18 protein-coding genes are annotated in these 22,163 nt (G+C 70.1%); 10 read left to right on the forward strand and 8 right to left on the reverse strand.

The annotated features are described in order from the left end of the window. Positions 1-91 precede the first annotated feature (91 nt). Positions 92-1,333, forward strand: coding sequence for a hypothetical protein (locus OG389_RS29820; protein WP_328301547.1), 1,242 nt, complete (start codon positions 92-94; stop codon positions 1,331-1,333). Between the two features lie 410 nt (positions 1,334-1,743). On the opposite strand, the gene OG389_RS29825 is transcribed toward OG389_RS29820, so the two are convergent. The 3 genes from OG389_RS29825 to OG389_RS29835 form a co-directional block, all read right to left on the reverse strand. After that, positions 1,744-3,201: a catalase gene (locus OG389_RS29825; protein WP_328304195.1), complete on the reverse strand. Its 1,458-nt coding sequence runs from the start codon at positions 3,199-3,201 to the stop codon at positions 1,744-1,746. 236 nt (positions 3,202-3,437) lie between these two features. Then, complete coding sequence (locus OG389_RS29830) at positions 3,438-4,328, reverse strand: 2-hydroxy-3-oxopropionate reductase (RefSeq protein ID WP_328301548.1); 891 nt, start codon at positions 4,326-4,328, stop codon at positions 3,438-3,440. A gap of 74 nt (positions 4,329-4,402) precedes the next feature. Then, complete coding sequence (locus OG389_RS29835) at positions 4,403-5,236, reverse strand: TIM barrel protein (protein ID WP_328301549.1); 834 nt, start codon at positions 5,234-5,236, stop codon at positions 4,403-4,405. A gap of 126 nt (positions 5,237-5,362) precedes the next feature. On the opposite strand from OG389_RS29835, the gene OG389_RS29840 reads away from it, so the two are divergent. From OG389_RS29840 to OG389_RS29870, 7 genes are all read left to right on the forward strand, one after another. Continuing rightward, positions 5,363-5,614, forward strand: coding sequence for a hypothetical protein (locus OG389_RS29840; RefSeq protein ID WP_328301550.1), 252 nt, complete (start codon positions 5,363-5,365; stop codon positions 5,612-5,614). Then, positions 5,611-6,009 (forward strand): helix-turn-helix domain-containing protein, encoded by a 399-nt coding sequence (locus tag OG389_RS29845; RefSeq protein ID WP_328301551.1) that lies wholly within the window; start codon positions 5,611-5,613, stop codon positions 6,007-6,009. Before OG389_RS29840 ends, OG389_RS29845 begins: the two co-directional genes overlap by 4 nt. 154 nt (positions 6,010-6,163) lie before the next feature. Next, the gene (gene uraD / locus OG389_RS29850; protein WP_328301552.1) at positions 6,164-6,679 is read left to right on the forward strand and encodes a 2-oxo-4-hydroxy-4-carboxy-5-ureidoimidazoline decarboxylase; all 516 of its coding nucleotides are present in this window, start codon (positions 6,164-6,166) and stop codon (positions 6,677-6,679) included. An 8-nt stretch (positions 6,680-6,687) separates the two neighbouring features. Beyond that, positions 6,688-7,077, forward strand: coding sequence for a hydroxyisourate hydrolase (gene uraH / locus OG389_RS29855; RefSeq protein WP_328301553.1), 390 nt, complete (start codon positions 6,688-6,690; stop codon positions 7,075-7,077). Positions 7,078-7,082: 5 nt separating this feature from the next. Then, positions 7,083-8,006 (forward strand): factor-independent urate hydroxylase, encoded by a 924-nt coding sequence (pucL, locus tag OG389_RS29860; RefSeq protein WP_328301554.1) that lies wholly within the window; start codon positions 7,083-7,085, stop codon positions 8,004-8,006. Positions 8,007-8,205: 199 nt separating this feature from the next. After that, positions 8,206-9,609 (forward strand): 8-oxoguanine deaminase, encoded by a 1,404-nt coding sequence (locus tag OG389_RS29865; protein WP_328301555.1) that lies wholly within the window; start codon positions 8,206-8,208, stop codon positions 9,607-9,609. A gap of 362 nt (positions 9,610-9,971) precedes the next feature. Further along, on the forward strand, positions 9,972-11,360 hold the full coding sequence (locus OG389_RS29870; protein WP_328301556.1) for a nucleobase:cation symporter-2 family protein: 1,389 nt from the start codon (positions 9,972-9,974) through the stop codon (positions 11,358-11,360). Positions 11,361-11,487: 127 nt separating this feature from the next. Here the strand turns inward: OG389_RS29870 and OG389_RS29875 are convergent, their stop codons facing one another. Then, entirely contained in the window at positions 11,488-12,561 is a 1,074-nt protein-coding gene (locus OG389_RS29875; RefSeq protein ID WP_328301557.1) for an Lrp/AsnC family transcriptional regulator, read from the reverse strand. 125 nt (positions 12,562-12,686) lie between these two features. Between OG389_RS29875 and OG389_RS29880 the strand changes: the two genes are divergently transcribed. Continuing rightward, entirely contained in the window at positions 12,687-14,768 is a 2,082-nt protein-coding gene (locus tag OG389_RS29880) for an ATP-binding protein (RefSeq protein ID WP_328301558.1), read from the forward strand. A gap of 13 nt (positions 14,769-14,781) precedes the next feature. Here the strand turns inward: OG389_RS29880 and OG389_RS29885 are convergent, their stop codons facing one another. Then, entirely contained in the window at positions 14,782-15,402 is a 621-nt protein-coding gene (locus OG389_RS29885) for a 3'-5' exonuclease (RefSeq protein WP_328301559.1), read from the reverse strand. A gap of 302 nt (positions 15,403-15,704) precedes the next feature. On the opposite strand from OG389_RS29885, the gene OG389_RS29890 reads away from it, so the two are divergent. Continuing rightward, on the forward strand, positions 15,705-18,128 hold the full coding sequence (locus OG389_RS29890; RefSeq protein ID WP_328304197.1) for a GDSL-type esterase/lipase family protein: 2,424 nt from the start codon (positions 15,705-15,707) through the stop codon (positions 18,126-18,128). Positions 18,129-18,212: 84 nt separating this feature from the next. On the opposite strand, the gene OG389_RS29895 is transcribed toward OG389_RS29890, so the two are convergent. The 3 genes from OG389_RS29895 to OG389_RS29905 form a co-directional block, all read right to left on the reverse strand. Next, entirely contained in the window at positions 18,213-19,346 is a 1,134-nt protein-coding gene (locus tag OG389_RS29895) for a GDSL-type esterase/lipase family protein (RefSeq protein WP_443059472.1), read from the reverse strand. Between the two features lie 348 nt (positions 19,347-19,694). Continuing rightward, entirely contained in the window at positions 19,695-21,314 is a 1,620-nt protein-coding gene (gene aceB, locus OG389_RS29900; protein WP_328301561.1) for a malate synthase A, read from the reverse strand. Positions 21,315-21,565: 251 nt separating this feature from the next. Beyond that, positions 21,566-22,135: a nucleotidyltransferase family protein gene (locus tag OG389_RS29905; protein WP_328304199.1), complete on the reverse strand. Its 570-nt coding sequence runs from the start codon at positions 22,133-22,135 to the stop codon at positions 21,566-21,568. Positions 22,136-22,163: the final 28 nt, after the last annotated feature.

Raw genomic sequence — 22,163 nt, forward strand, 5'->3', positions numbered from 1 at the left:
TGCCCGCCGCGTCCCCTTGCCCGCGCCTCCCGCCGCTCCCTAGCGTCACGCACCGTAATCGTCGCATCCGTACGGTAACCAAGGGAGACCGATGAAGAAGGCTGTGTGGCGCCCGCTCGCCCTCATCGCGGCGCTGGCCGTCCTGCCGCTCGCGGCAGCGTCCGCGGAGGCGAGGGCGCCCGGACCGCTGTCCGCCGACGTGGTGGCCGCGATGGGCCCGGTGCGCCAGGGCGAGGTACTGGAGCCGCTGCGGGTGGTGGCCGACGCGGCGGCCCGGGTGGGGCGGGGTGCCCAGGCGGACGTGTACACCCAGGTCGAGATGGCTGCGGACTACCGCTCCGTCAACCTCTACCTCACCGATCCGGACCGGCGCGCGGCCTTCCTCGACGCGGTGCACAAGGCCGATCCCGAGGCCGACACGAAGCTGCTGAACGTCCGTCGCAGCGCGAAGTCCCGGCAGCAACTCAGGAAGGACATCAAGGCCGTCGTCGGCCGCCGTGATCTGCCCTTCACGATCGCGACGGCGAGCAGCACGGTCGACGGCAGCGCCATCGACCTCGGCGTGGACGACCCGGAGGCCGCACGGCGCTACCTCGCCCAGCCCGCCGTCGCGCGGCGGCTCGCCGACGCCGGCTCGACGCCCGTCCGCGTCCGCCCCTGGCCCGCCAGCGTGCCGCTGAGCAGCCGGTGGGACGACAGCTGGCCCTTCAAGGCCGGGGCGGCGCTCGGGCCCACGGCCATCAGCGGGTTCGCGAACTGCACCAGCGGCATCCCCACGCAAAGCACCCTGGACAACCGGCAGTGGCTCATCACGTCTTCCCACTGCTACAGCGTCGGCGAAGCCGTCACCACGGGCGCCGGCACCTACATCGGCCGCGACCGGAGCGAGGATGCCGAGCTCGACGCGGCGTTCATTGACGCGGGGACGGGACGCTCCACCTGGGACGGCCTGGACGCCCAGGGGTACACCCGGTATCTCAACGGCGTGCGCAACGTCGCGGTGGGCGACTTCGTCTGCCAGCTCGGCTACAACACCAAGGTCTTCTGCAACATCCGTACCGAGCAGGCGGGCGACGCGAGCTGGGTCCTCGACGGCGTCACCACCTTCGGCAGCATCGGCGTCCCGCACTACGGCGGATGGCTCGCGCAGACGGGCGACAGTGGCGGCCCCGTGATCACGATCAACGACCAGGACTCGAGGCAGCTGAACGGGATGGTCTCCGTCGGGTTCGGCTGCAACCACGCGGAAGGCAAGACGCTCTGCAACAGGGCCGTGGGCTGGGTCGACGTGTACGACATCCTCGACCGGCACCACCTCGTCCTCGCTCCCTGACCGCCTGGCCCTGACCGCCGGCGCCGAGGGGCCGGCGGCAAGACAAAGAGCCGAGTCACGGGACCGTCCGTGACTCGGCTCTTCGAGTGTGTGCTGCTTGTTACCGCCCGACGGTACGAGGCTGGCGCGACAGGACGTTCGCACCGCCGGGCGGAGAAGGTGGGGGAGGTGCTCCTCTGTATATAGAGGAGAGGTTGGCTGGGACCGTGGCGAACGGCGACGAGAACTCCGGCTTCGTCTCCCTCAGGTCAAGAGACGGGCCTCGGAACCCATTACCACCGCACTGGCTCGCACGCTCGCCACGGTCCTCGTCCTGCCCTCACCGCGTACCACCCCTCATCCGGGTCCGCGGTGTGGGCTCAGCACCCGGAACCTGACCTCCCGTCAGGCTCCCGGCGCAGCTTTGGGGCTCAGGCGTCGCGCAGGGCGCGAACGGCCTCCTCGACGCGCTTGCCGTAGTCGGCGTCCGCGGCGTGGAAGTGAGCCAGGTTCTTCTCGACGACGTCCTCGATGGTGACCTGGGACAGGCCGCCGGCGATGTTCGCCACCAGACGCTGCTTCTCGGCCTCCGACATCAGGCGGTAGAGCTCACCGGCCTGGAAGAAGTCGTCGTCCTTGGTGTGGGCCGGGGCCTCGTGGGTGCCCGTGTAGCCGGAGACGGCCTTCGGGGCGCCCAGCGCCAGACCGGTCTCGGCCGGACCCTGGTACGAGTTGGGCTCGTAGTTCTTGTCGTGGCGCGAGCCGTTGCGCAGCGCCATGACGCCGTCGCGGCCGTAGTTGTCGGCCTTCGTCGCCTTCGGGGCGTTGACCGGCAGCACGGTGTGGTTCACACCGAGGCGGTAGCGCTGGGCGTCGGCGTACGCGAACAGGCGGCCCTGGAGCATCTTGTCCGGCGAGGCGGTGATGCCCGGGACGAAGTTGTTCGGGGAGAACGCGGACTGCTCGACCTCGGCGAAGACGTTGTCGGGGTTCCGGTCGAGGACCAGGCGGCCGACGCGCTGCAGCGGGTAGTCCGTGTGCGGCCACACCTTGGTGATGTCGAACGGGTTGAACCGGTAGTCCGCGGCCTCGGCGGCGGGCATGATCTGGACGTAGAGGGTCCAGCTCGGGTTCACCCCGCGCTCGATGGCCTGGAGCAGGTCGGTCTGGTGCGAGTTGCCGTCCTTGCCGACGAGCTCGGCGGCCTGGTCACCGGACAGGCAGCGGATGCCCTGGTTCGTCTTGAAGTGGTACTTGACGAAGAAGGCCTCGCCCTGCGCGTTGGTCCACTGGTACGTGTGGGAGCCGTAGCCGTTCATGTGACGGTACGACGCCGGGATACCGCGGTCACCCATCAGCCAGGTGATCTGGTGCGTCGCCTCGGGGGCGTGCGCCCAGAAGTCCCAGACGTTGTCCGGCTCCTGCTTGCCCGTGAAGGGGTCGCGCTTCTGGGAGTGGATGAAGTCGGGGAACTTGATCGGGTCCTTGATGAAGAACACCGGGGTGTTGTTTCCGACGAGGTCGTAGTTGCCCTCTTCGGTGTAGAACTTCAGCGCGAAGCCGCGCGGGTCGCGGACCGCGTCCGAGCCACCCAGCGAGTCGGCCACGGTGGAGAACCGCAGGAAGGTCTCGGTCTTCTTGCCGACCGTGTTCAGGAACGCCGCGCTCGTGTACGCGGTGACGTCGTCGGTCACCTCGAAGTGGCCGTACGCGGCGGAGCCGCGGGCGTGCACCACACGCTCCGGGATGCGCTCACGGTTGAAGCGGGCGAGCTTCTCGAGGAGCTGCTGGTCCTGGACCAGGATGGGGCCACCGACGCCGGCGGTAGCGGAGTTCTGGTTGTCGGCGACCGGGGCGCCAGACTCGGTCGTCAGCGTGCGCTTCGACATGGTGACCTTCCGTACGGGGAACTGCTGACGGAATCCGTCTTCCGTCATGCGGAACAGCCTAATTTCGGCATGAACTCGACGTCAACAGTTTGTTGAAAAGAAAGATGAAGGAGAGGTGATCCGGACGGTGCCGGCGCTTGGGCGCGACAGGACAGGTGTCAGCACCGGCACCATCCGGAAACTCAGGTCCCCCGGAGGGGAGGGTGGAGCGGGCGGCCCGCGGGCGGGCCGCCCGCTCAGATCTGGGCGCCGGAGAGGCGCTCGACCGCGCGCAGGAGCGCGGAGTGGTCCAGGCCGCCGTCACCCTGGGCGCGCAGCGAGGCGACCAGCTGGGCGACGACCGCGCCGACCGGGAGGGCCGCACCGACGTTGCGGGCGGCGTCGGTGACGATGCCCATGTCCTTGTGGTGCAGGTCGATCCGGAAACCGGGCTTGAAGTCGCGGTTCAGGAAGTTGTCCTTCTTGCGGGTCAGGACCGTGGAACCGGCCAGACCACCGTTGAGGACGTCCAGGGCCGCGGTGAGGTTGACGCCCGACTTCTCGAGGAAGACGACGGCCTCGGCGCACGCCTGGATGTTCACCGCGACGATGAGCTGGTTGGCGGCCTTCACCGTCTGACCGGAGCCGTGCGGGCCGCACAGGACGATGGTCTTGCCGAGGGCCTCGAGGACCGGCAGGGCCTCGTCGAAGTCGGCCTGCTCGCCACCCACCATGATCGACAGGACGGCCTCGATGGCACCGGCCTCGCCACCGGACACCGGGGCGTCGATGACGCGGATGCCCTTGGCGGCGGCGTTCTTCGCCAGGTCGACCGAGGTCTGCGGGGTGATCGAGGACATGTCGACGATCAGCGCGCCGGACTTGGCGTTCTCGAGGATGCCGTTCTCACCGTAGGCGATGGCCTCGACCTGCGGGGAGGCGGGCACCATCGTGATGATGACGTCGGCGTCCGCGACGGCGTCGGCGATCGAACCGGCGGCGGAGCCACCGGCCGCCGCGAGGCGGTCCAGCTTGTCCTGCTCCAGCGTGAAGCCGGTGACCGAGTAGCCGGCCTTCAGGAGGTTCTCGGCCATGGGGGAGCCCATGATGCCGAGACCGATCCACGCGATCTTGGGGAGGTTGCTCATGGTGAGGGTCCTTCTCTTAATGCTTCGTACGAAAAGTTCGTCAGGTGCCTGGCTGTTCGCCCGGACTTTTCCGTCTACTTCGCGGCGCGGGCCTCGGCCGGCAGCCATGCGAAGGAGGCGGCGGCGTCGGCGGCCTTGTACTCGAGACCGACAAAGCCCTGGTAGCCGGCCTTCTGGAGCTGGTCGAGCAGCTCTTCGAGGGGCAGCTCGCCGGTGCCGGGGGCACCTCGTCCGGGCTTGTCCGCGATCTGGACGTGTCCGGTCTTGGCGGCATACTTTTCGATGACCTCGGAGAGGTCCTCATCGTTCATCGCCAGGTGGTACAGGTCGAGCAGGAACTTGGCGTTCCCGAGGCCGGTGGCCTCGTTCACCTTGTCCACTACCTCGATGCCGGCCGGGGCGCTCACCAGGGGGTAGAGCGGCGACTCGGGCTTGTTGAGGGTCTCGATCAGGAGGATCGCGCCGACGCGGTCCGCGGCCTGGGCCGCCACGACCAGGTTCTTCAGGGCGAGCTCGTCCTGAACGGCCGGGTCCACGCCTTCGACGCGGTTGCCGTAGAGGGCGTTCAGCGCCTTGCAGCCGACCGAGGCCGCGAAGTCCGCGGCCACGTTGATGTTGGCGTTGAAGCGCTCCGACTCCGCACCGGGAACCGAAACCGCACCGCGGTCGGGCCCCGGCAGCTGGCCGGCGTAGAAGTTCAGGCCCACCAGCTGGGTGCCGGCGTCCTCAAGAGCGTTCTTGAGGGCGTCGAGCTCCTCCTGAGCGGGGGTGGGGGTCTCGATCCAGGGCCACCACAGCTCGACCGCCGTGAAGCCCGCTGCGGCGGCAGCCGCGGGACGCTCCAGGAGCGGGAGTTCCGTGAAGAGGATCGAAAGATTTACATCGAAGCGCTGGTCCGTGTATCCCATGAGGGGTGTGCGCTCCTTCCGTATTGCGGAAGTTAGTTTCTGCCTGATGGAAGACTGCAAGCCGGGTGTCTCACTTGTCAAGTACCGACTGCCGAAAAGTCCGGACTGCCGGGTAGCTTGAGCGACGTGCGATTGAGAGTGGAGTTCACGACCGAGCCCTTCGATCTTGAAGAGGCGCCTGCCCATGCCGTGGCCGCTCGCGAGGTCATCCAGCGGGCCCAGCTGGACGCGGTGGATGTCGGACCCTTCGGCAACACCGCCGAAGGCGAATCCGAGGAAGTGCTGACCGCGGTCACCTCGCTGCTGCGCGACGCCCTGGGAGCCGGAGCCACGCGCGTCTCGCTCCAGGTCAACGTGATCGGGGAGGACACCCCATGACCGAGCCCCGCGACCACCCCTTCGTCGCCGCGGTCAAGCCGCTGGTGGACGCGATGGGCGGCGAGCTGATGGATCCGGCCCTGGCCCAGCCCGACGACGTCGTGCTGGCCTGGGAGGGTCAGGAGCTGCTGGCCGTGCGGCTCCCGCAGCTCTCGGACTCGCTGGATCACATCCTGGCGGCGCTGGAGCGCCGGCACGGCGTACCGTTGGCCGAGCTCGACCGGAAGTCCAAGCAGGACGTCGTACGGATACTCGAGGCGCGCGGCGCCTTTTCCGTTCGGCATGGCGTGGAGACGGTGGCGGGAGCTCTGGGTGTAAGCCGCTTCACGGTCTACAACTACTTGAACCGGGACTCAAATGCTCCCAAAGGGCCGCCCAAGGCCAACCAGGAGTGAGACGTCCCTGACTCACGGTGACGAGCCGCCGCCCAATTCACCCGGGCGGCGGCTTTTGTGTACGGGAAGTTTCAACAAAGTGTTGACGCGGTGTTGTCGAGGGCGTTAGCTATGCGCAGCCCGTCAAAGCAACAACAGGCCACGGAGGCCTACCGTGACTTCGAGTCCGACCCCGGGTCTCACCCGGTTCAACGCCTTGGACGACAGCGCGGCCACGGCCGAGCTGCACGAGGTGTGCGCCAGTTCGGCATGGGGCAGCAAGCTGCTCGCCCAGCGCCCGTTCACCAGCGCCGAAACCCTGTTCTCCGCGAACGAGGCCGCCATGGCCGAGCTCACCGCCGAGGACCTGGCCGAAGCGATGGGTGGCCACGCGCCGATCGGCCGGCCGAAGCCGGGAGACCCGACCTCCGCCCGCGAGCAGCGTGGCATGGCCGGTGCCTCGGAGGAGCTCAAGAACGAGCTCCTCGAACTGAACCTGGCCTACCAGGACAAGTTCGGCCACGTCTTCCTCATCTGCGCCACCGGTGCGACCGGTGCGTTCATGCGGGACGCGGTCAAGGTCCGGATCGAGAACTCGCCGGAACAGGAGCGGGAAATCGCTCGTGGCGAGCTCGTCAAGATCAACCGGATTCGCCTGACCCGTCTCGTGGAATCCGTAGAAGGGGAGTAAGACCGAGCATGAGCACTGAGACCACCGCGTCGGTGTCCACGCACATCCTGGACACCAGCATCGGGAAGCCCGCCGAAAGCGTCGCGATCTCCCTGTCGGCCCGTACGGGTCTCGACGGCGAGTGGGCGGCCCTGGGCGGCTCCGCCACCGATGCGGACGGGCGCTGCAAGGACCTGCCGGCTCTGCCGGAGGGCACCACCCACGTACGTCTCGACTTTCAGACCGAGACGTACTTCTCCAAGAAGCAAGCCGAGGCGCAGCAGGACGCCCCCCGCGTAAGGGACAGCGGTGCGTTCTTCCCGGAGGTCACCATCACCTTTGCGGTGAACCCGGGCGAGCACTATCACGTACCGCTGCTGCTCAACCCGTTCGGCTACTCCGTTTACCGAGGGAGCTAGCAGACATGCCCACGATTCTCGGCCAGAACCAGTACGGCAAAGCAGAGAACCGCGTAGTCAAGATCACGCGGGATGGCGACACCCATCACATCAAGGACCTGAACGTCTCGGTCGCCCTCTCGGGTGACATGGACGACGTCCACTACTCCGGCTCGAACGCCAACGTCCTGCCGACGGACACCACCAAGAACACGGTGTACGCGTTCGCCAAGGAGTACGGCATCGAGTCCGCCGAGCAGTTCGGCATCCACCTGGCGCGCTGGTTCGTCAACAGCCAGGAGCCGATCCAGAAGGCGCGGATCCGGATCGAGGAGTACTCCTGGTCCCGGATCGCCACCTCGGACGCCAACTCCAAGTTCATCGGCTCCGACGAGGTGAACCACTCCTTCGTCCGCAACGGCGGCGAGACCCGGGTCACCCAGATCACGTACGACGGCAAGAACTGGGAGGTCATCTCCGGCCTCAAGGACCTCGTCGTCATGAACTCCACGAACTCCGAGTTCTGGGGTTACGTGAAGGACAAGTACACGACCCTGAAGGAGGCCTACGACCGCATCCTGGCGACCCAGGTTTCGGCTCGCTGGCGCTTCGCCTGGTCGGACGACGAGCAGCGGATGCCCAACTGGGAGAAGTCCTACGCCGAGACCCGCAAGCACATGCTGCAGGCCTTCGCGGAGACCTACTCCCTCTCGCTGCAGCAGACCCTGTACCAGATGGGTTCGCGCATCATCAACCACCGTTCGGAGATCGACGAGGTCCGCTTCTCGCTCCCGAACAAGCACCACTTCCTCGTCGACCTCGAGCCCTTCGGTCTCAAGAACGACAACGAGGTCTACTTCGCCGCGGACCGCCCGTACGGTCTGATCGAGGCGACGGTCCTCCGCGACGGCGTAGACGCCCGTATCCCCGTGGACATGACCAACCTCTGATGTGGCACGCGCGTCCCGGGGCTCCGCAGTGGCCCCGGGGCGGTGCGACACCAGTCAGCACTCTCAACTTCCTGAATCGGCACCCGGACGCACCACACGGGGCGGCAGTACTGTCAGCTGTCAAGGCCCCCGGCTCCGGCACTCAAATCCCCTGGGTTTTGCCGTGCCCGCACCGCCACTGAAAGCACGAGGAAGTCCCATGGCAGCATCGGCAGCCAATGACAGCGCCGTAGAGCGCATCGTCATCGAGAACTGTGCGATTGCAACCGTTGATGCGAACGACACTGAGTACGCCTCGGGCTACGTGGTCGTCGCAGGCAACAAGATCGAGGCCATCGGCGCGGGCAGGGCCCCCGAGAACCTCGACAATGTGGTCCGCCGCATCGACGGCACGGGTCACCTCGTCACCCCGGGTCTGGTCAACACCCACCACCACTTCTACCAGTGGATCACCCGTGGTCTGGCCACCGACCACAACCTCTTCAACTGGCTCGTCGCGCTGTACCCGACCTGGGCGCGCATCGACGAGCAGATGACGTACACGGCCGCGCAGGGCTCCCTCGCCGCGATGGCCAAGGGCGGCGTCACCACCGCCATGGACCACCACTACGTGTTCCCCAAGGGCTCCGGCGACCTCTCCGGCTCGATCATCCGCGCCGCGTCCGAGATGGGCGTCCGCTTCACCCTCGCCCGCGGTTCCATGGACCGCAGCGAGAAGGACGGCGGCCTGCCGCCGGACCACGCCGTCGAGACCCTCGAGGGTGCGCTCGCCGACACCGAGGCGACCGTGAAGAAGTACCACGACGCCTCCTTCGACGCGATGACCCAGGTCGCCGTCGCCCCCTGCTCCCCCTTCTCGGTCTCCACCGAGCTGCTGAAGCAGGGTGCCGAGATGGCCCGCCGCCTGGGTGTGCGCATGCACACGCACGGCTCGGAGACCGTCGAGGAAGAGCAGTTCTGCAAGGAACTGTTCGGCATGGGCCCGACCGACTACTTCGAGTCGACCGGCTGGCTCGGCGAGGACGTGTGGATGGCGCACAGCGTCCACATGAACGACTCCGACATCGCCGCGTTCGCCCGCACCAAGACCGGTGTCGCGCACTGCCCGTCCTCCAACGCCCGTCTGGCCGCCGGCATCGCCCGCGTCCCGGACATGCTCGCCGCCGGTGTCCCGGTCGGCCTCGGCGTGGACGGCACCGCCTCCAACGAGTCCGGTGAGCTGCACACCGAGCTGCGCAACGCGCTCCTCATCAACCGCCTGAACCCGGTCCACCGTGAGCGCGCCCTCAACGCGCGCCAGGCCCTGCGCCTCGGTACCTACGGCGGCGCCCAGGTCCTCGGCCGCGCCGACAACATCGGTTCGCTCGAGGTCGGCAAGTGCGCCGACCTGGTGATGTGGAACCTGAGCACGCTCCTGCACTCCTCGATCGCCGACCCGGTCACCGCGCTGGTCTTCGGTGCGGCCGCCCCGGTGACCCTCTCGCTGGTCAACGGCAAGCAGATCGTGGAGAACAACCGTCTTCTCTTCGCCGACGAGGACGCGATCGCCGTGTCCACCCGGGAAGAGGCCCAGCGCCTCGCGCGGATCTCCGCGCAGGCCTGATCCCACGGAGTCCGGCCGGGGGGGACGGCCCCCGGCCGGCGGCCGTGGACCCGAGCGGGGTCCACGGCAGCCGTTCCCGGGTAGCGCCTGAGGATCTTCCGAAGGCGCCCCGGGGCCGGTGACTCGTGCCACTTGCTCCGCAGCTCGTGTACCGCGCCACGGCCACGGCACCTCCAGCTCATTTCGTACCGGCGGCTCGCGCCGTCATCGCGTGGAAACGCCTCGGGCGAATCGTTTCCGCACCCCTTGGGACACGTACTCGCAGGACCCACAACTCCATAAAGGCTCGACTAGCACCGCTTTCGCACCACCTCCATGACACCCACGTCCCTGCCGACGTGTATAACCGACCGGAGGAAGCCGTGGCCGCTGCGCCCAGGTTTCGCAAAGATGCAGTCGTAGTACCGGAGGGGAAGCACCCGGTCGACGAGACCTTGCCTCCGCTGAAAATGTTCACGAGCGGCCTCCAGCACGTGGCCGCCATGTACGCGGGCGTCGTCGCCCCACCCATGATCGTCGGCCCGGCCGTCGGTCTCTCCGCCACCGAGACAGCCTTTCTGATGGGCGCCTCGCTCTTCACCGCAGGACTCGCCACCCTCCTCCAGACCCTCGGGTTCTGGAAGATCGGCGCCAAACTCCCCTTCGTCAACGGCGTCTCGTTCGCCGGTGTCACCCCGATGATCGCCATCGGCAAGGGGGAGGGCGACAACGCCATCCCCGTCATCTTCGGCGCGATCGTCGTCGCCGGAATCCTCGGTTTCTTCGCCGCCCCCTACTTCGGCCGGCTCGTGCGGTTCTTCCCGCCGGTCGTCACGGGTACGGTCATCACCCTGATCGGCGTCTCGCTGCTCCCGGTGGCCTTCAACTGGTCTCAGGGCGGCAACCGCACCGCCACCGACTACGGCTCGGTGAAGAACATCGCCATGGCCGCCGTCACCCTCGCGATCGTCCTGGTGATGCGCAAGTTCCTGCGCGGCTTCCTCCAGCAGATCTCCATCCTCCTCGGCCTGGTCGCCGGCACGCTCATAGCGCTGCCGCTGGGCATGACCAACTTCGATGCCGTCCGGAACGCCGACGTCGTGGGCTTCCCGACGCCCTTCCACTTCGGGGCCCCGCAGTTCCAGGTCGCCGCGATCATCTCCATGTGCATCGTGATGCTGGTGTGCATGACCGAGTCCACCGCCGACATCCTGGCGCTGGGCAAGATCGTCGGCCGCCCGGCGGACGCGAAGACCATCGAGGGCGGCCTGCGCGCCGACGCCCTCGGCAGCGCGGTCAGCCCGCTGTTCAACGGGTTCATGTGCAGCGCCTTCGCGCAGAACATCGGCCTGGTGGCCATGACCAAGGTGCGCAGCCGGTTCGTCGTCGCGGCCGGCGGTGGCATCCTGATCCTGCTGGGTCTGTGTCCGATGGCCGCCTCCGTCATCGGAGTCGTACCGCTGCCGGTCCTCGGCGGTGCGGGCGTCGTCCTCTTCGGCTCGGTCGCCGCCAGCGGCATCCAGACCCTGGCCGGCGCGGCCATGGAGAAGGGCGAGAACGCCCTGATCGTCGCCGCGGCGCTCGGCATCGGCCTGATCCCGATCGCCGCCCCGGGCTTCTACCACGCCTTCCCGAAGGACCTGCTGGTCGTCCTCGACTCCGGCATCAGCACCGGCTGCGTCGTCGCCATCACGCTGAACCTGGCCTTCAACCACCTCGGCGCCAAGAAGGGCGCGGCCTCGGCCGCCCCGGATCCGGTGCCGGTGCACTGACCGGGCTGTTCCCGGCCGGAGCGCGGGTCGCGGCGGTGCGTACGTCACCCACTGCGGGGTTGGCGTCCGCACCGCCGTTCCTGCTCCCGCGCCCGGGGCTCCTGGGGCTCCGCCCGGACCTCGCGCCTCAAGCGCCGGCGGTGCCGACATCCTGCGGGACCGGGTCGGACCAGATGTCCGGGGCGACCGTGCGGACGCGCTGCCCGTGCCGGTCGAGCTCCTGGGCCTCGGACTTGCGCACCTGCAGGGCCACCGCCGAATCCCTGATGCGCAGGCCCGGCAGCCGCCGGGTGAGGTCCGCGGTGTAGCGGGAGAGGTCCTCCACGGTGCGCAGCCGGGCGCTGATCATGAAGTTCCAGGGCCCGCTGACGGACATGCAGGTCCGGGTCTCGCGCAGTCCCGCGGCCGCGGCGGCGCAGTCGGCGAGCTCGTACTCGGAGGCCTCCGCCCACAGCGTGGCCGACACGGGCCAGCCCGACAGCCCCGACGCCAGCGCGCAACTGTAGCGCAGGCTCTGCCCGGCCTCCAGGCGCACCAGCCGGCGCCGCACGGTCGACTCGCTCATCGCGAACTCCCGTGCCAGCGAGGCCACGCTGCGCCGTGCGTCCCGGGCCAGGGCCAGCACCAGCGGCCGGTCCTCCTCCTGCAGTGCGGTGACCACCGGCCGCGCCGGGGCGGCCGAGGGCGCCCGGCGCCGGCTCCGCCCGGTCAGCAGGTCGATCTGGCCCGGGGTCAGTTGGTCCAGGCGCCAGCGGTCGGGGGCGTAGTGCACCGCCGTCACCATCGAGGTGCGGGTGCCGACCACGCCGGGGATCCGCTGCACCCGGGAGGACAGGTACCGGTACAGCGTGGGCAGGTCCGGGACCGCCACGAAGGCCAGCAGGTCGCGGCCCCCGGTGGTGTGCTCGACTCCCAGGGCGTGCGGATCGGCCACGAGCGCGTCCCCGACCGGGGCCGAGGTGCCCGCGGTGCACATGATCTCCACCCACGCCATGCAGGGAGTCCTGGTGCCGCTGCGCAGGCCGAGCCCGGTCAGCCACGCCTCGCCGGCCCCGGTGAGCCGCTCCCAGCGGCGCGCCAGGGTGTCCGGGCGCGCGCCGAGCACCGGTCCCAGCAGTTCCCAACTCGCACGGGGTGCGAGCTGGAGTGCGTGGACAAGTGCCCGGTCCGTGTCGTCGATGGCGGAAATGGCCGAATCCATACCCTCCCCCTGGTGGTTCTCCCGGTCGGTGGCAGGACAACGGGATGATGAGCAGATCATCTCTCTTTGTGCGTTCAACTGTTGACCGTGGTGGTTCGCACATGTCGGACATGGCGGGAGGACGCGTGGGGGAAGCCGGCTCGGGCATGCGGCAGGCGGTACCCGCAGAGTTGTCGAGCTTCATCGGGCGGGAGCGGGAGCTCACCGCCCTCGCCTCACTGCTGGCCACGGAGCGGCTGGTCACGCTGACCGGACCGGCGGGCATCGGCAAGACCCGGCTCGCCGTGCGCACCGTACGCGCGCTGACGGACACGAACGGCCTCGACACCGTCTGGACGGACCTGGCGACGCTGCCGGAGCGCCACTGGGCGGATCTGGGGGACCCGCTCATCGACCGGCTCGCGGGGCGCGGCGAGACCCTGCTCGTGCTCGACGGCTGCGAACAACTGGGGGAGACCGGCCCGGGACTCGCGGCGGAGCTGCTGCTGCGCCTTCCAGGGCTGCGGATCCTGGCCACTTCGCAACGGCGGCTGGGGCTCGCCGGGGAGGCGGTACTCGCGGTTCCGCCGCTCTCGGTGCCCTCCGCTCCCTCCGCGCAGTCGCTGCCGTCGGTTCCCACGGTCGCGCCGGGGGCCCCGGGCGAGGGGGCGGCGGACCTCGCGCGGAGCTTCCCGGTGGCCGATGTCGCGGGGTACGCGGCCGTACGGCTCTTCGAGGAACGGGCGCGCGGCGCCGATCCCTTCTTCGAGTTGACCGAACGCAACGCGGGAGCCGTGGCCGCGCTGTGCCGGGCCCTCGACGGGATCCCCGGCGCACTGGAGCTCGCCGCGGGGCGCGCCCACCAGTACGCGCCCGCGCAGGCGCTCCGCAGACTGGGCTCCGACCCGCTGACCTTCCTGGCCGGCGGCGCCGGGCGCGGCACCCGGGTCGACGCCGAGCGCTCCCTGCGGCTGGCCTCGCCCGCCGAGCGGCTGCTCTGGGAGCGGCTCTCCGTCTTCGCGGGTTCCTTCGACCGGGCGGCCGTCGCCGATGTGTGCGGCTTCGGCGCGCTCACCCCGGACACCGCCGTCGAGGCACTGCTGCGCCTCGCCCCCGGCCTGCTCGCGGACGCCGGGCCCGGCCGCTACCGGCTGCCGCTTTCCGTACGGGCGTACGCGGCCCGGCGGCTCGCGCACGGCCCCGCCGGGGACGGCCCGACGACGGCACGGCGCCACCGGGAGCGCTGTCGGGTGCTGGCCGAGCGGGCGGCGCAGCTGTGGCGCTCCGGCGCGCAGCAGGAGGCGCGCGCCCTCGCCGTACGGGAACTCCCGGAGCTGCGCGCGGCGATGAACCCGCTCTCCGCCGGCGGCCCGGGCGAGGCCCTGGAGATCGCGGTGTCCCTGTGGTTCCTGTGGTCCGCGTGCGGGATGGTGGCGGAGGGCCGCCGGCACCTGGAACGGGCCCTGGCCCTGCACCCGGCACCCCGGCCCGCCCGGGCGCTGTGGCTCGCGGCGTGGCTGGTGGCGGGATTCGGCGAGGCGGACGGCATCGAGCCGCTGCTGGTGGAGGCATGGACCGAGGCCGTGTACGAGGGGGAGGACGGCTGCCTGGCCTACCTCGCGCACGTACGGGGCACGATCGCGCTGTGGGAGAACCGCTACGAGGACGCCGCGGCGGAGTACCGGGACGGGCTGGAACTCCTGCCGGCCGACCCCGGGTTCGGGCCCGGCCGCGAGGCCCTGCGGGCCGCGCACACCCTGGCCGTCGCCCACACGGACCCGGCGGCGGTCCCGGTCGAGGACGGCCCGCCGGACGCCCCCGCGGACCTTTGGGCCCGCTCCTGGGTGAGCTATGCCCACGCCCTGGTCCAGCGCCGCGAGGGCCGTCCGGCACTGGCCCGGGCCGAACTGCTGCGCGCGCTGCGGACCCAGTTCGCGCTGGGCGACCAGCTCGGGCAGGCCTTCTCGGTGGAACTCCTGGCCGAGCTGGAGGCGGACCAGGGCCGCTGCGCCGAAGCCGCCCGTCTCCTGGGCGCGGTCTCGCGCACCCGCCCGCGCGCCGCCGCGGAGCCCCGCGCCCAGCGCGTGGTCCGCGCCCGCCTCACCCCGCAGGCCTTCCGCGCGGCCTACGCCCGCGGAGCCCGTACGCCGCTGCGCGAGCTGCTGCCGGAGCCGCTGGAGCCGCCGGAACTGCCGGAACTGCCGGAACTGCCGGAGCCGCCGGGCTGAGGCGGCGGCCCGGTCACCGGGGCGGCGGGCCCGGCCGCCACGCCATCAGGTTGCTCATCAGTTCCGCCTGTTCGACCGCATCGTCCAGCGCGTGGTGCGTGTGCGGGCGGCGGGAGAGCAGCTCGCGCGGCATCCGTCCCTTGACGGCGGCCCGGAGCGGTACGCGGGCCTTGGCCGCGTAGAGGGTCTTCATGTCCAGGCAGCCCGAGTGCCCGAAGGGGCTGTCGCCGCCGAAGCTCATCAAGTACCAGTACAGGAAGGTCCAGTCGAAGGAGGCCGGGTACGCGCACATCACCGGCTGCGCCCCGGCGGAGACCTCCCGCACCCAGGCCCGGAACTCCGCCATGGCGGTGGCCGGTTCGGCGCCCTCGCGGACCAGCCGGTCCCGGTCCAGCCCGCTCACGGCGAGCGCCCCGGGTACGTACGCCTCACTGATCGGACGCAACTCGCGGTAGAAGGTGTTCCGTTCCGGATCGACCGCCGTATACGAAGCGCCGTCCTGCCGGCCGGCCACGGCGGCCCCGAAGCTGATCATCGAGTAGGGGCCGGGGATGGGGCCGTCGGCCTCGATGTCGACGGAGATGTAGAGGCTGGGCCGGTCGGCCCGGGCGGGACGTGCGGTGCTGGCTGTCATACGCGGAGCATGCCAGTCGGCACCGCACGCGCTCACCCCGATTTCGGCCGGGTCCGCCGCACCGGGTGATCCTGCGGTGACGCTGCTCACGGTGCCCGAAGGCAACCCGCGGGTCAGTGCCGCGTCGAGAAGGGTGGAGAAGACGGCGCCCAACGAGCGTCCTCCGGCGGCCGGTTGACGGACCGCCACTTCGAACCCAGGGAGGATCACCACCCATGCCCGTTCTGACAGGCTCGCGCAGACGCCGTCGCGGCCTCACCGCCCCGGCGGGGACCGCGCGGAGATTACCCGTCCCCTTGCTCGTGCTGGCGATGCTGGCCTCGCTGCTGGCGCTGGCACCGCGGGCCGCAGCCGCGGACATCCCGACCCAGGAGGAGGTGAGCCGGGCCCTGGACAGCGGCCCGAGCACCAACTACTTCTGGACCGGCAGGACCGGGAAGTGCGCGGGTGAGGAGGACAGCGTCAAGGGCTTGGCCGAGCGGCTCGCGGGGGAGCGCGGCGGCAAGACCCTGGAGATGCGGCTTCGGGAGGCGGGCGTCAGGATGCCGTCCTTCGACGCCCCCGATCCGGCCAAGGACATCTGGCGGTTCGCCTCGCGGGAGTACGCCAAGAAGACCAGCTACCAGGCCTGGGTGGTGAAGGGCAGCTGCGTCCGTGACGGCAACACCTGGGAGGAGAAGGAGCTCCCCAACCTGAAGGCCAGTGGAAACGTCCACTGCATCTGGGAGATCGATGCCGAGCATCCCCTCGCCGAGAAGCTCATCTGGAACGCCTGGTTCTGGGGCGGGACCTGCACGAAGGAGGTGCACCTCAAGAACAAGGCCAGGATCGCCTGCTACCTCTACGACACCGTGGGGATCCAGTGGGAGCACGGGAACAGGTTCACCGGGAGCTACTGGCACGACAACTGGTGGGTCTACAGCCGACCGTGGACCGGAAGCCGGAGCGACCGGGCAGTGGATCGGGATGCCGTCGGATTCATGTTCTCCATGGAACCGACCAGAACGTGGCCGGCGGATCCGGCCAAGTACCAGTCGGGTCAGGACGAGTTGCTCGGCTGGTTCCGCAGCGGTGACGTCAGGCCGTACCGCATCGAGATCATGGACACCTCCAGGGTGCTCCACCGCGAGTGGTCCGAACCGTACGACGCCATCTGCGGGACCGGGGCGGGCTCCTCGAACGCACCCCGCGGCCTGGCCGAGCTGAGCAAGCGGGCCGTCACGGTCATGCCGCTGGGCGACTCCATCACCTCAGGTATCGGCAGCTCCACCAGCGCCGGCTACCGGGCGCCGCTGTACGAGGACCTGAAGCGGGCGGCGAAGTCGGTGGACTTCGTCGGATCGGTGCGCACGGGCACGATGCCGGACGGCGACAACGAGGGCCATCCCGGCTGGCGCATCGACCAGATCGCAAGGGCCGCGGACTGTTCCGTGCCCTCCCAGCGGCCCAGCGTGGTCACCCTGCACGCGGGTACCAACGACCTCAACCAGAACCACGACGTCGCGGCGGCACCGGCGAGACTCGGCAGCCTGATCGGCCAGGTGCTCGACGACGCTCCCGAGGCGACCGTGCTCGTGGCGGATCTCGTCCCGGCCACCAAGCCCGGTCTGCAACCGCTGATCGATGCCTACAACGCCCAGCTGCCGTCCGTGGTCAGCGGCTTCCGCGACCGCGGCAAGCACGTGGCGCTGCTCGACATGAGCACGGTGACCACCGCCGACCTCGCCCAGCCCGCACACCCCAACGACGCCGGGTACCGCAAGATGGCCGACGTGTTCCTGGACGGCATCGCCCAGGCGGCGGCCGACGGCTGGCTGGCGGACCCCCACGGCGGGACCGGCAAGGGCTGCGGCTCGGGTGACGAGGACACCGGCAGGGCCGGGCCCGGCTGGGAGGCCATCGGTGTCATCGCCCCCGGCATGAACCGGTGCACCGGCCGTACGGACCTGGTCGAGCTCAACGGCGACGGCCGCGCCGACTACGTCAAGATCGGCGACGACGGTTCGGTGTGCGCCGCCCTGAACACCCCCGGGGCGGACCTCCTGCACCCGCACTGGGCCGACCCCACCCCCGGGCGCGGTCTCTTCCCGCCGATGGGTACGTCCGGCTTCGGCGCCGGCGTACGGTTCGCCGACGTCACGGGCGACGGCCGCGACGAGTACCTGTACGTCAGCGAGGAGGGCTCGGTGACGGCCTGGCTCAACGACGGCCGGCAGGGTGACGACGACCAGATCCCGTACTTCGGGCGCAACCTGGGTGTCATCGCCCCAGGGGTCCGCGGCGCCACCCGCGAGCAGATCCGCTTCGCCGACGTCAACGGAGACCGACGCGCCGACTTCCTGCGCGTCGCGGAGTCCGGGGCGGTCGATGCCTACATCAACACTGCCGACAGCGACGGCACCATCCACTGGAAGGAGTGGCTGAACTGGGCCGGCGGCGTCCAGGGCGGCTCCCGCGACAAGCTGCGGCTCGCCGATGTCAACGGCGACCACAAGGACGACTACCTGATGGTCGGCAGTACCGGAGCGGTCCACGCCTACATCAACAACGGGGGCGGAGGCGCGGGCAGCTTCATCAAGGAGCTCTACTTCGTCGGCGAAACCGGCTACCCGGGCGACAAGACCACCTTCCGCGACGTCGACGGCGACGGCAAGGCCGACTACGTCGTCATCTACGACGGGGGAGCCGTCCGCGCCTGGCAGAACCGCGGAGGCAACACGGGATAGCCGGGAGGACCTTCCGGCGGTACCCCGATCGCGGGTGCCCGGACACGGTGACGTGTCCGGGCACCCGCCCCGGCGCTCACCGCACTAGGACACCGGGGTCAGGTACATCCCGCTCTGGTCGGCCCCGGCGGTGTTCTTGCAGCCGAACCCGCTGCTCGCCGGCTGCGCCACGGCCAGCGCCAGGCAGCGCCCGACCGCGAGCTGCCCGAAGTAGTTCGGGTGCATGGACTCCTGGACGAGCCCCTGGGTCTCGCTGCTGTCGATCCAGCGCGCCCACTCGCTGGTCTTCGCCGAGGCCGGCGCCGAGCTGGTCACGAGCTTGCTCGCCTTCGCGCACACCTCACGGCCCTGCAGCATGTCCCGCAGGTCCAGGAACTGCACGCCCTTGGCGGCGGCGACCCCCTTGATGCGGGCCGCGAGCTGCGGCACGAGGGAGTCGCGCGCCCAGTCCGAGTCCTTGTTCCAGAACGGGCAGCCGCCGGTGTTGAGCCGGCTCCAGTCGCTCTGGGTGTACCGGTTCTCCGCGCCGCGCGGGATCGGCGACGGGTAGGACTGCAGCACGATCCGGTACGAGGAGTCGGCGTAACCGGCGCCGCGCATGACGGCCCGTACCTCGTCGACCGACTTGCCGACGCCGGCCATCACGCCGTCGATCTTCTGGTCGACCCCGGCCTGCTGGTCGTCGTAGCAGTAGGAGTTCCAGAGCACGAAGTCGTACGCGCACTCCTTGATGATGTCGGCGAAGCCGAGGTCGTTCCCGCCGATGGACAGCGCGATGACCTTGACGTTGTTGCTCGCGGCCACGGCGGCGAGCTGATCCGCCTGCGGGGCCTCGCCCTTGAAGGCGACGCCGCCGTTGGAGGCGCGGAACACGTTCTGGGAGGTCGCCCCGGAGCAGGCCAGGTTGATCGCCACGTCGGCGATCGCCCCGGCGCTCTTCACCTCGGCGGAGTCCGAGCGGTGACAGCCGCCGGCGGTGGCCCCGTAGACCTTTCCGGGGTCGTAGCTGCTGCCGCTCACCCAGGCCCGGTCGGTGCCGGTCCGGTTGCCGCTGTTGGTGAGGCTGTTGCCCTTCCAGCGCCCGGCCTCACCGGAGATGTAGCTGTCGCCGAGGGACACCACGGCGGTGGGCCCGCTACCCGGCCCGTACCCCGGCCCGGCCACGGCGGTCCCCGCTCCTGCGGCCACGAGCGCCCCGGCGGCGAGCGGGAACGCCATCCCGACCCCGGCCAGTCGTCGCATCCGACGGGCCCGGTCCTTGCTTGCGGTGCGGAATCCGATCACTGCGGAACTCCTGCGGTCGGCCATGCGGGAGCCAGGAACAACTCCGGTACATGGCTGGGTAAGTGGGGGTTACCTCCGGCCGGTGGCAATCGGAAAGGTGCCACCCCGCGTGTTGTTACCGCTAGGTACAGGCAAGTTACGAACAAGTAACAACCGATCGGTCGTTCGGCCCGGACCGGGGCCTTCCGGCTCCGGGCACACGACAGCGCCCCCGGAGCCGGAAGGCTTCGGGGGCGCTGTCGTGGTGTTCGGCCGCTGTGCGATTCAGCCGAAAGCGGGGTGTCAGCCGATGAGCTGGTCGTACGCGGGGAGGGTCAGGAAGTCCGCGTAGTCCGCGTCCAGGGCGACCTGGAGGAGGAGGTCGTGTGCCTGCTGCCACTTGCCGGAGGTGAAGGCCTCCTCGCCGACCTCGGTGCGGATCGCGGCGAGTTCGGCGGCCGCGACCTCGCGGGCGAGGTCGGCGGTGGCGAGCTTGCCGTTCTCGAAGACCACGCCGGCGTTGATCCACTGCCAGATCTGCGAGCGGGAGATCTCGGCGGTGGCCGCGTCCTCCATCAGGCCGAAGATGCCGACGGCGCCGAGGCCGCGCAGCCAGGCCTCGATGTAGCGGATGCCGACCTGGACGGCGTTGCGCAGGCCGTCGTAGGTGGGCTTCGCGTCCAGGGAGTCGATCGCGATGAGCTCGCCCGGGGCGACGTGGACGTCCTCGCGCAGCCGGTCCTTCTGGTTCGGCTTCTCGCCGAGGACCGCGTCGAAGGAGGCCATCGCGATCGGGACCAGGTCGGGGTGGGCGACCCAGGAGCCGTCGAAGCCGTCGCCGGCCTCGCGGTCCTTGTCGGCCTTGACCTTCTCGAAGGCGACCTTGTTGATCTCGGCGTCCTTGCGGGACGGGATGAAGGCCGCCATACCGCCGATGGCGTGCGCGCCGCGCTTGTGGCAGGTCTTGACCAGCAGCTCGGTGTAGGCGCGCATGAACGGGGCGGTCATCGTCACCGCGTTGCGGTCCGGCAGGACGAACTTCTCGCCGCCGTCACGGAAGTTCTTGACGATGGAGAAGAGGTAGTCCCAGCGGCCGGCGTTCAGGCCCGCCGCGTGGTCGCGCAGCTCGAAGAGGATCTCGTCCATCTCGTACGCGGCCGTGATGGTCTCGATCAGGACGGTCGCGCGGACCGTGCCCTGCGGGATGCCGACGTAGTCCTGGGCGAAGACGAAGATCTCGTTCCAGAGACGCGCCTCGAGGTGCGACTCGGTCTTCGGCAGGTAGAAGTACGGGCCCTTGCCGAGCGCGATGAGGCGCTTGGCGTTGTGGAAGAAGTACAGGCCGAAGTCCACGAGCGAGCCGGAGGCGGGGCCGCCCTCGAACTGCAGGTGGCGCTCCTCCAGGTGCCAGCCGCGCGGGCGCATCACGACGGTGGCGAGCTCCTCGGCGGGCCGCAGGGCGTACGCCTTGCCCGTGCGGGCGTCGGTGAAGTCGATGCGGCGCTCGTAGGCGTCGATCAGGTTGAGCTGGCCGAGGACGACGTTCTCCCAGGTGGGAGCCGAGGCGTCCTCGAAGTCGGCGAGCCAGACCCGGGCGCCCGAGTTCAGGGCGTTGATGGTCATCTTGCGGTCCGTCGGACCGGTGATCTCCACACGGCGGTCGTTCAGCGCGGCCGGGGCCGGCGCCACCTTCCAGTCGCCCTCGCGGACCTGTGCGGTGTCCGGGAGGAAGTCGAGCGTGGAAGTGCGGGCGATCTCGGCGCGGCGCACGGCCCGGCGGGCGAGGAGCTCGGCGCGGCGCGGGGCGAACCGCCGGTGGAGCTCGGCCACGAAGGCGAGAGCCGCGTCGGTGAGGACCTCGTCCTGCCGGGGCAGGGGCTCGGCGTCGACGATGGCCAGCGATGACGGCGCTGGTGCGGACATATCTGTCACTCCTTCAGCGGCGGTGCCTGGCGGCCGCGGGGAATGCTCGCGCTGGACGGCACGCAGTGCCGTCGGGTGTGGAGAGTTCCGGGATACGGTCGCGGGCGCCGTCTGGGGGTTCAGGGCGCTTCTGACCAGTGGATAGTAATTTCCTCATGGTGGAAGTTCAATGGTTTGTTGATGTCGAGATTCTCTGAGTCGACAGATTCCACTTCCCTGTGGCCCTCAGTGCCATCGTGGTCACAGCGCGCTCAGGCGAGTCGTGCCAGGTCGGGCGGGGTGTCGATGTCGAAGGCCTCGGCGATGTCCCCGCACTCCACCAGTGTGAGCTCCGCCGCGTGCGCCGCGAGGTGGACCCGCGCGCCCTTGTCGCCCGTGGCCGTCGCCACGATGTCCGGCCAGCGGTCCGCCCCGAACAGCACGGGGTGCCCGCGCTCCCCGTCGTAGGCCGCCGCCACCAGGCTCGCCGGGGAGCGGTAGGCCTCCCGGACCCGCGCCACCGCCTCCGCTCCGATGCCCGGCTGGTCCACCAGGGAGACCAGCGCCGCACCGGCGCCCGTACCGGCCAGCGAGGCGAGGCCGATCCGCAGGGAGGACCCCATGCCCTCCGCCCAGTCCGGGTTGTCGGTGACCACGCAGCCGCTCAGGTCGGCGCGCTCGCGCACCTCGGCGGCGGACGCGCCGAGCACCACGTGCAGCGGGCCGCAGCCCGCCTCGCGCAGGACCCGTACGGCGTTCTCCACCAGCGGGCGGCCCCGGTACGTCAGCAGGGCCTTCGGGCGCCCGCCCAGTCGGCGGCCCCCGCCGGCCGCAAGGAGCAGCCCCGCGATCACCGGGGGAGCGGAGCCG

The organism is Streptomyces sp. NBC_00435 (assembly GCF_036014235.1).
Classification (GTDB): Bacteria; Actinomycetota; Actinomycetes; order Streptomycetales; family Streptomycetaceae; genus Streptomyces.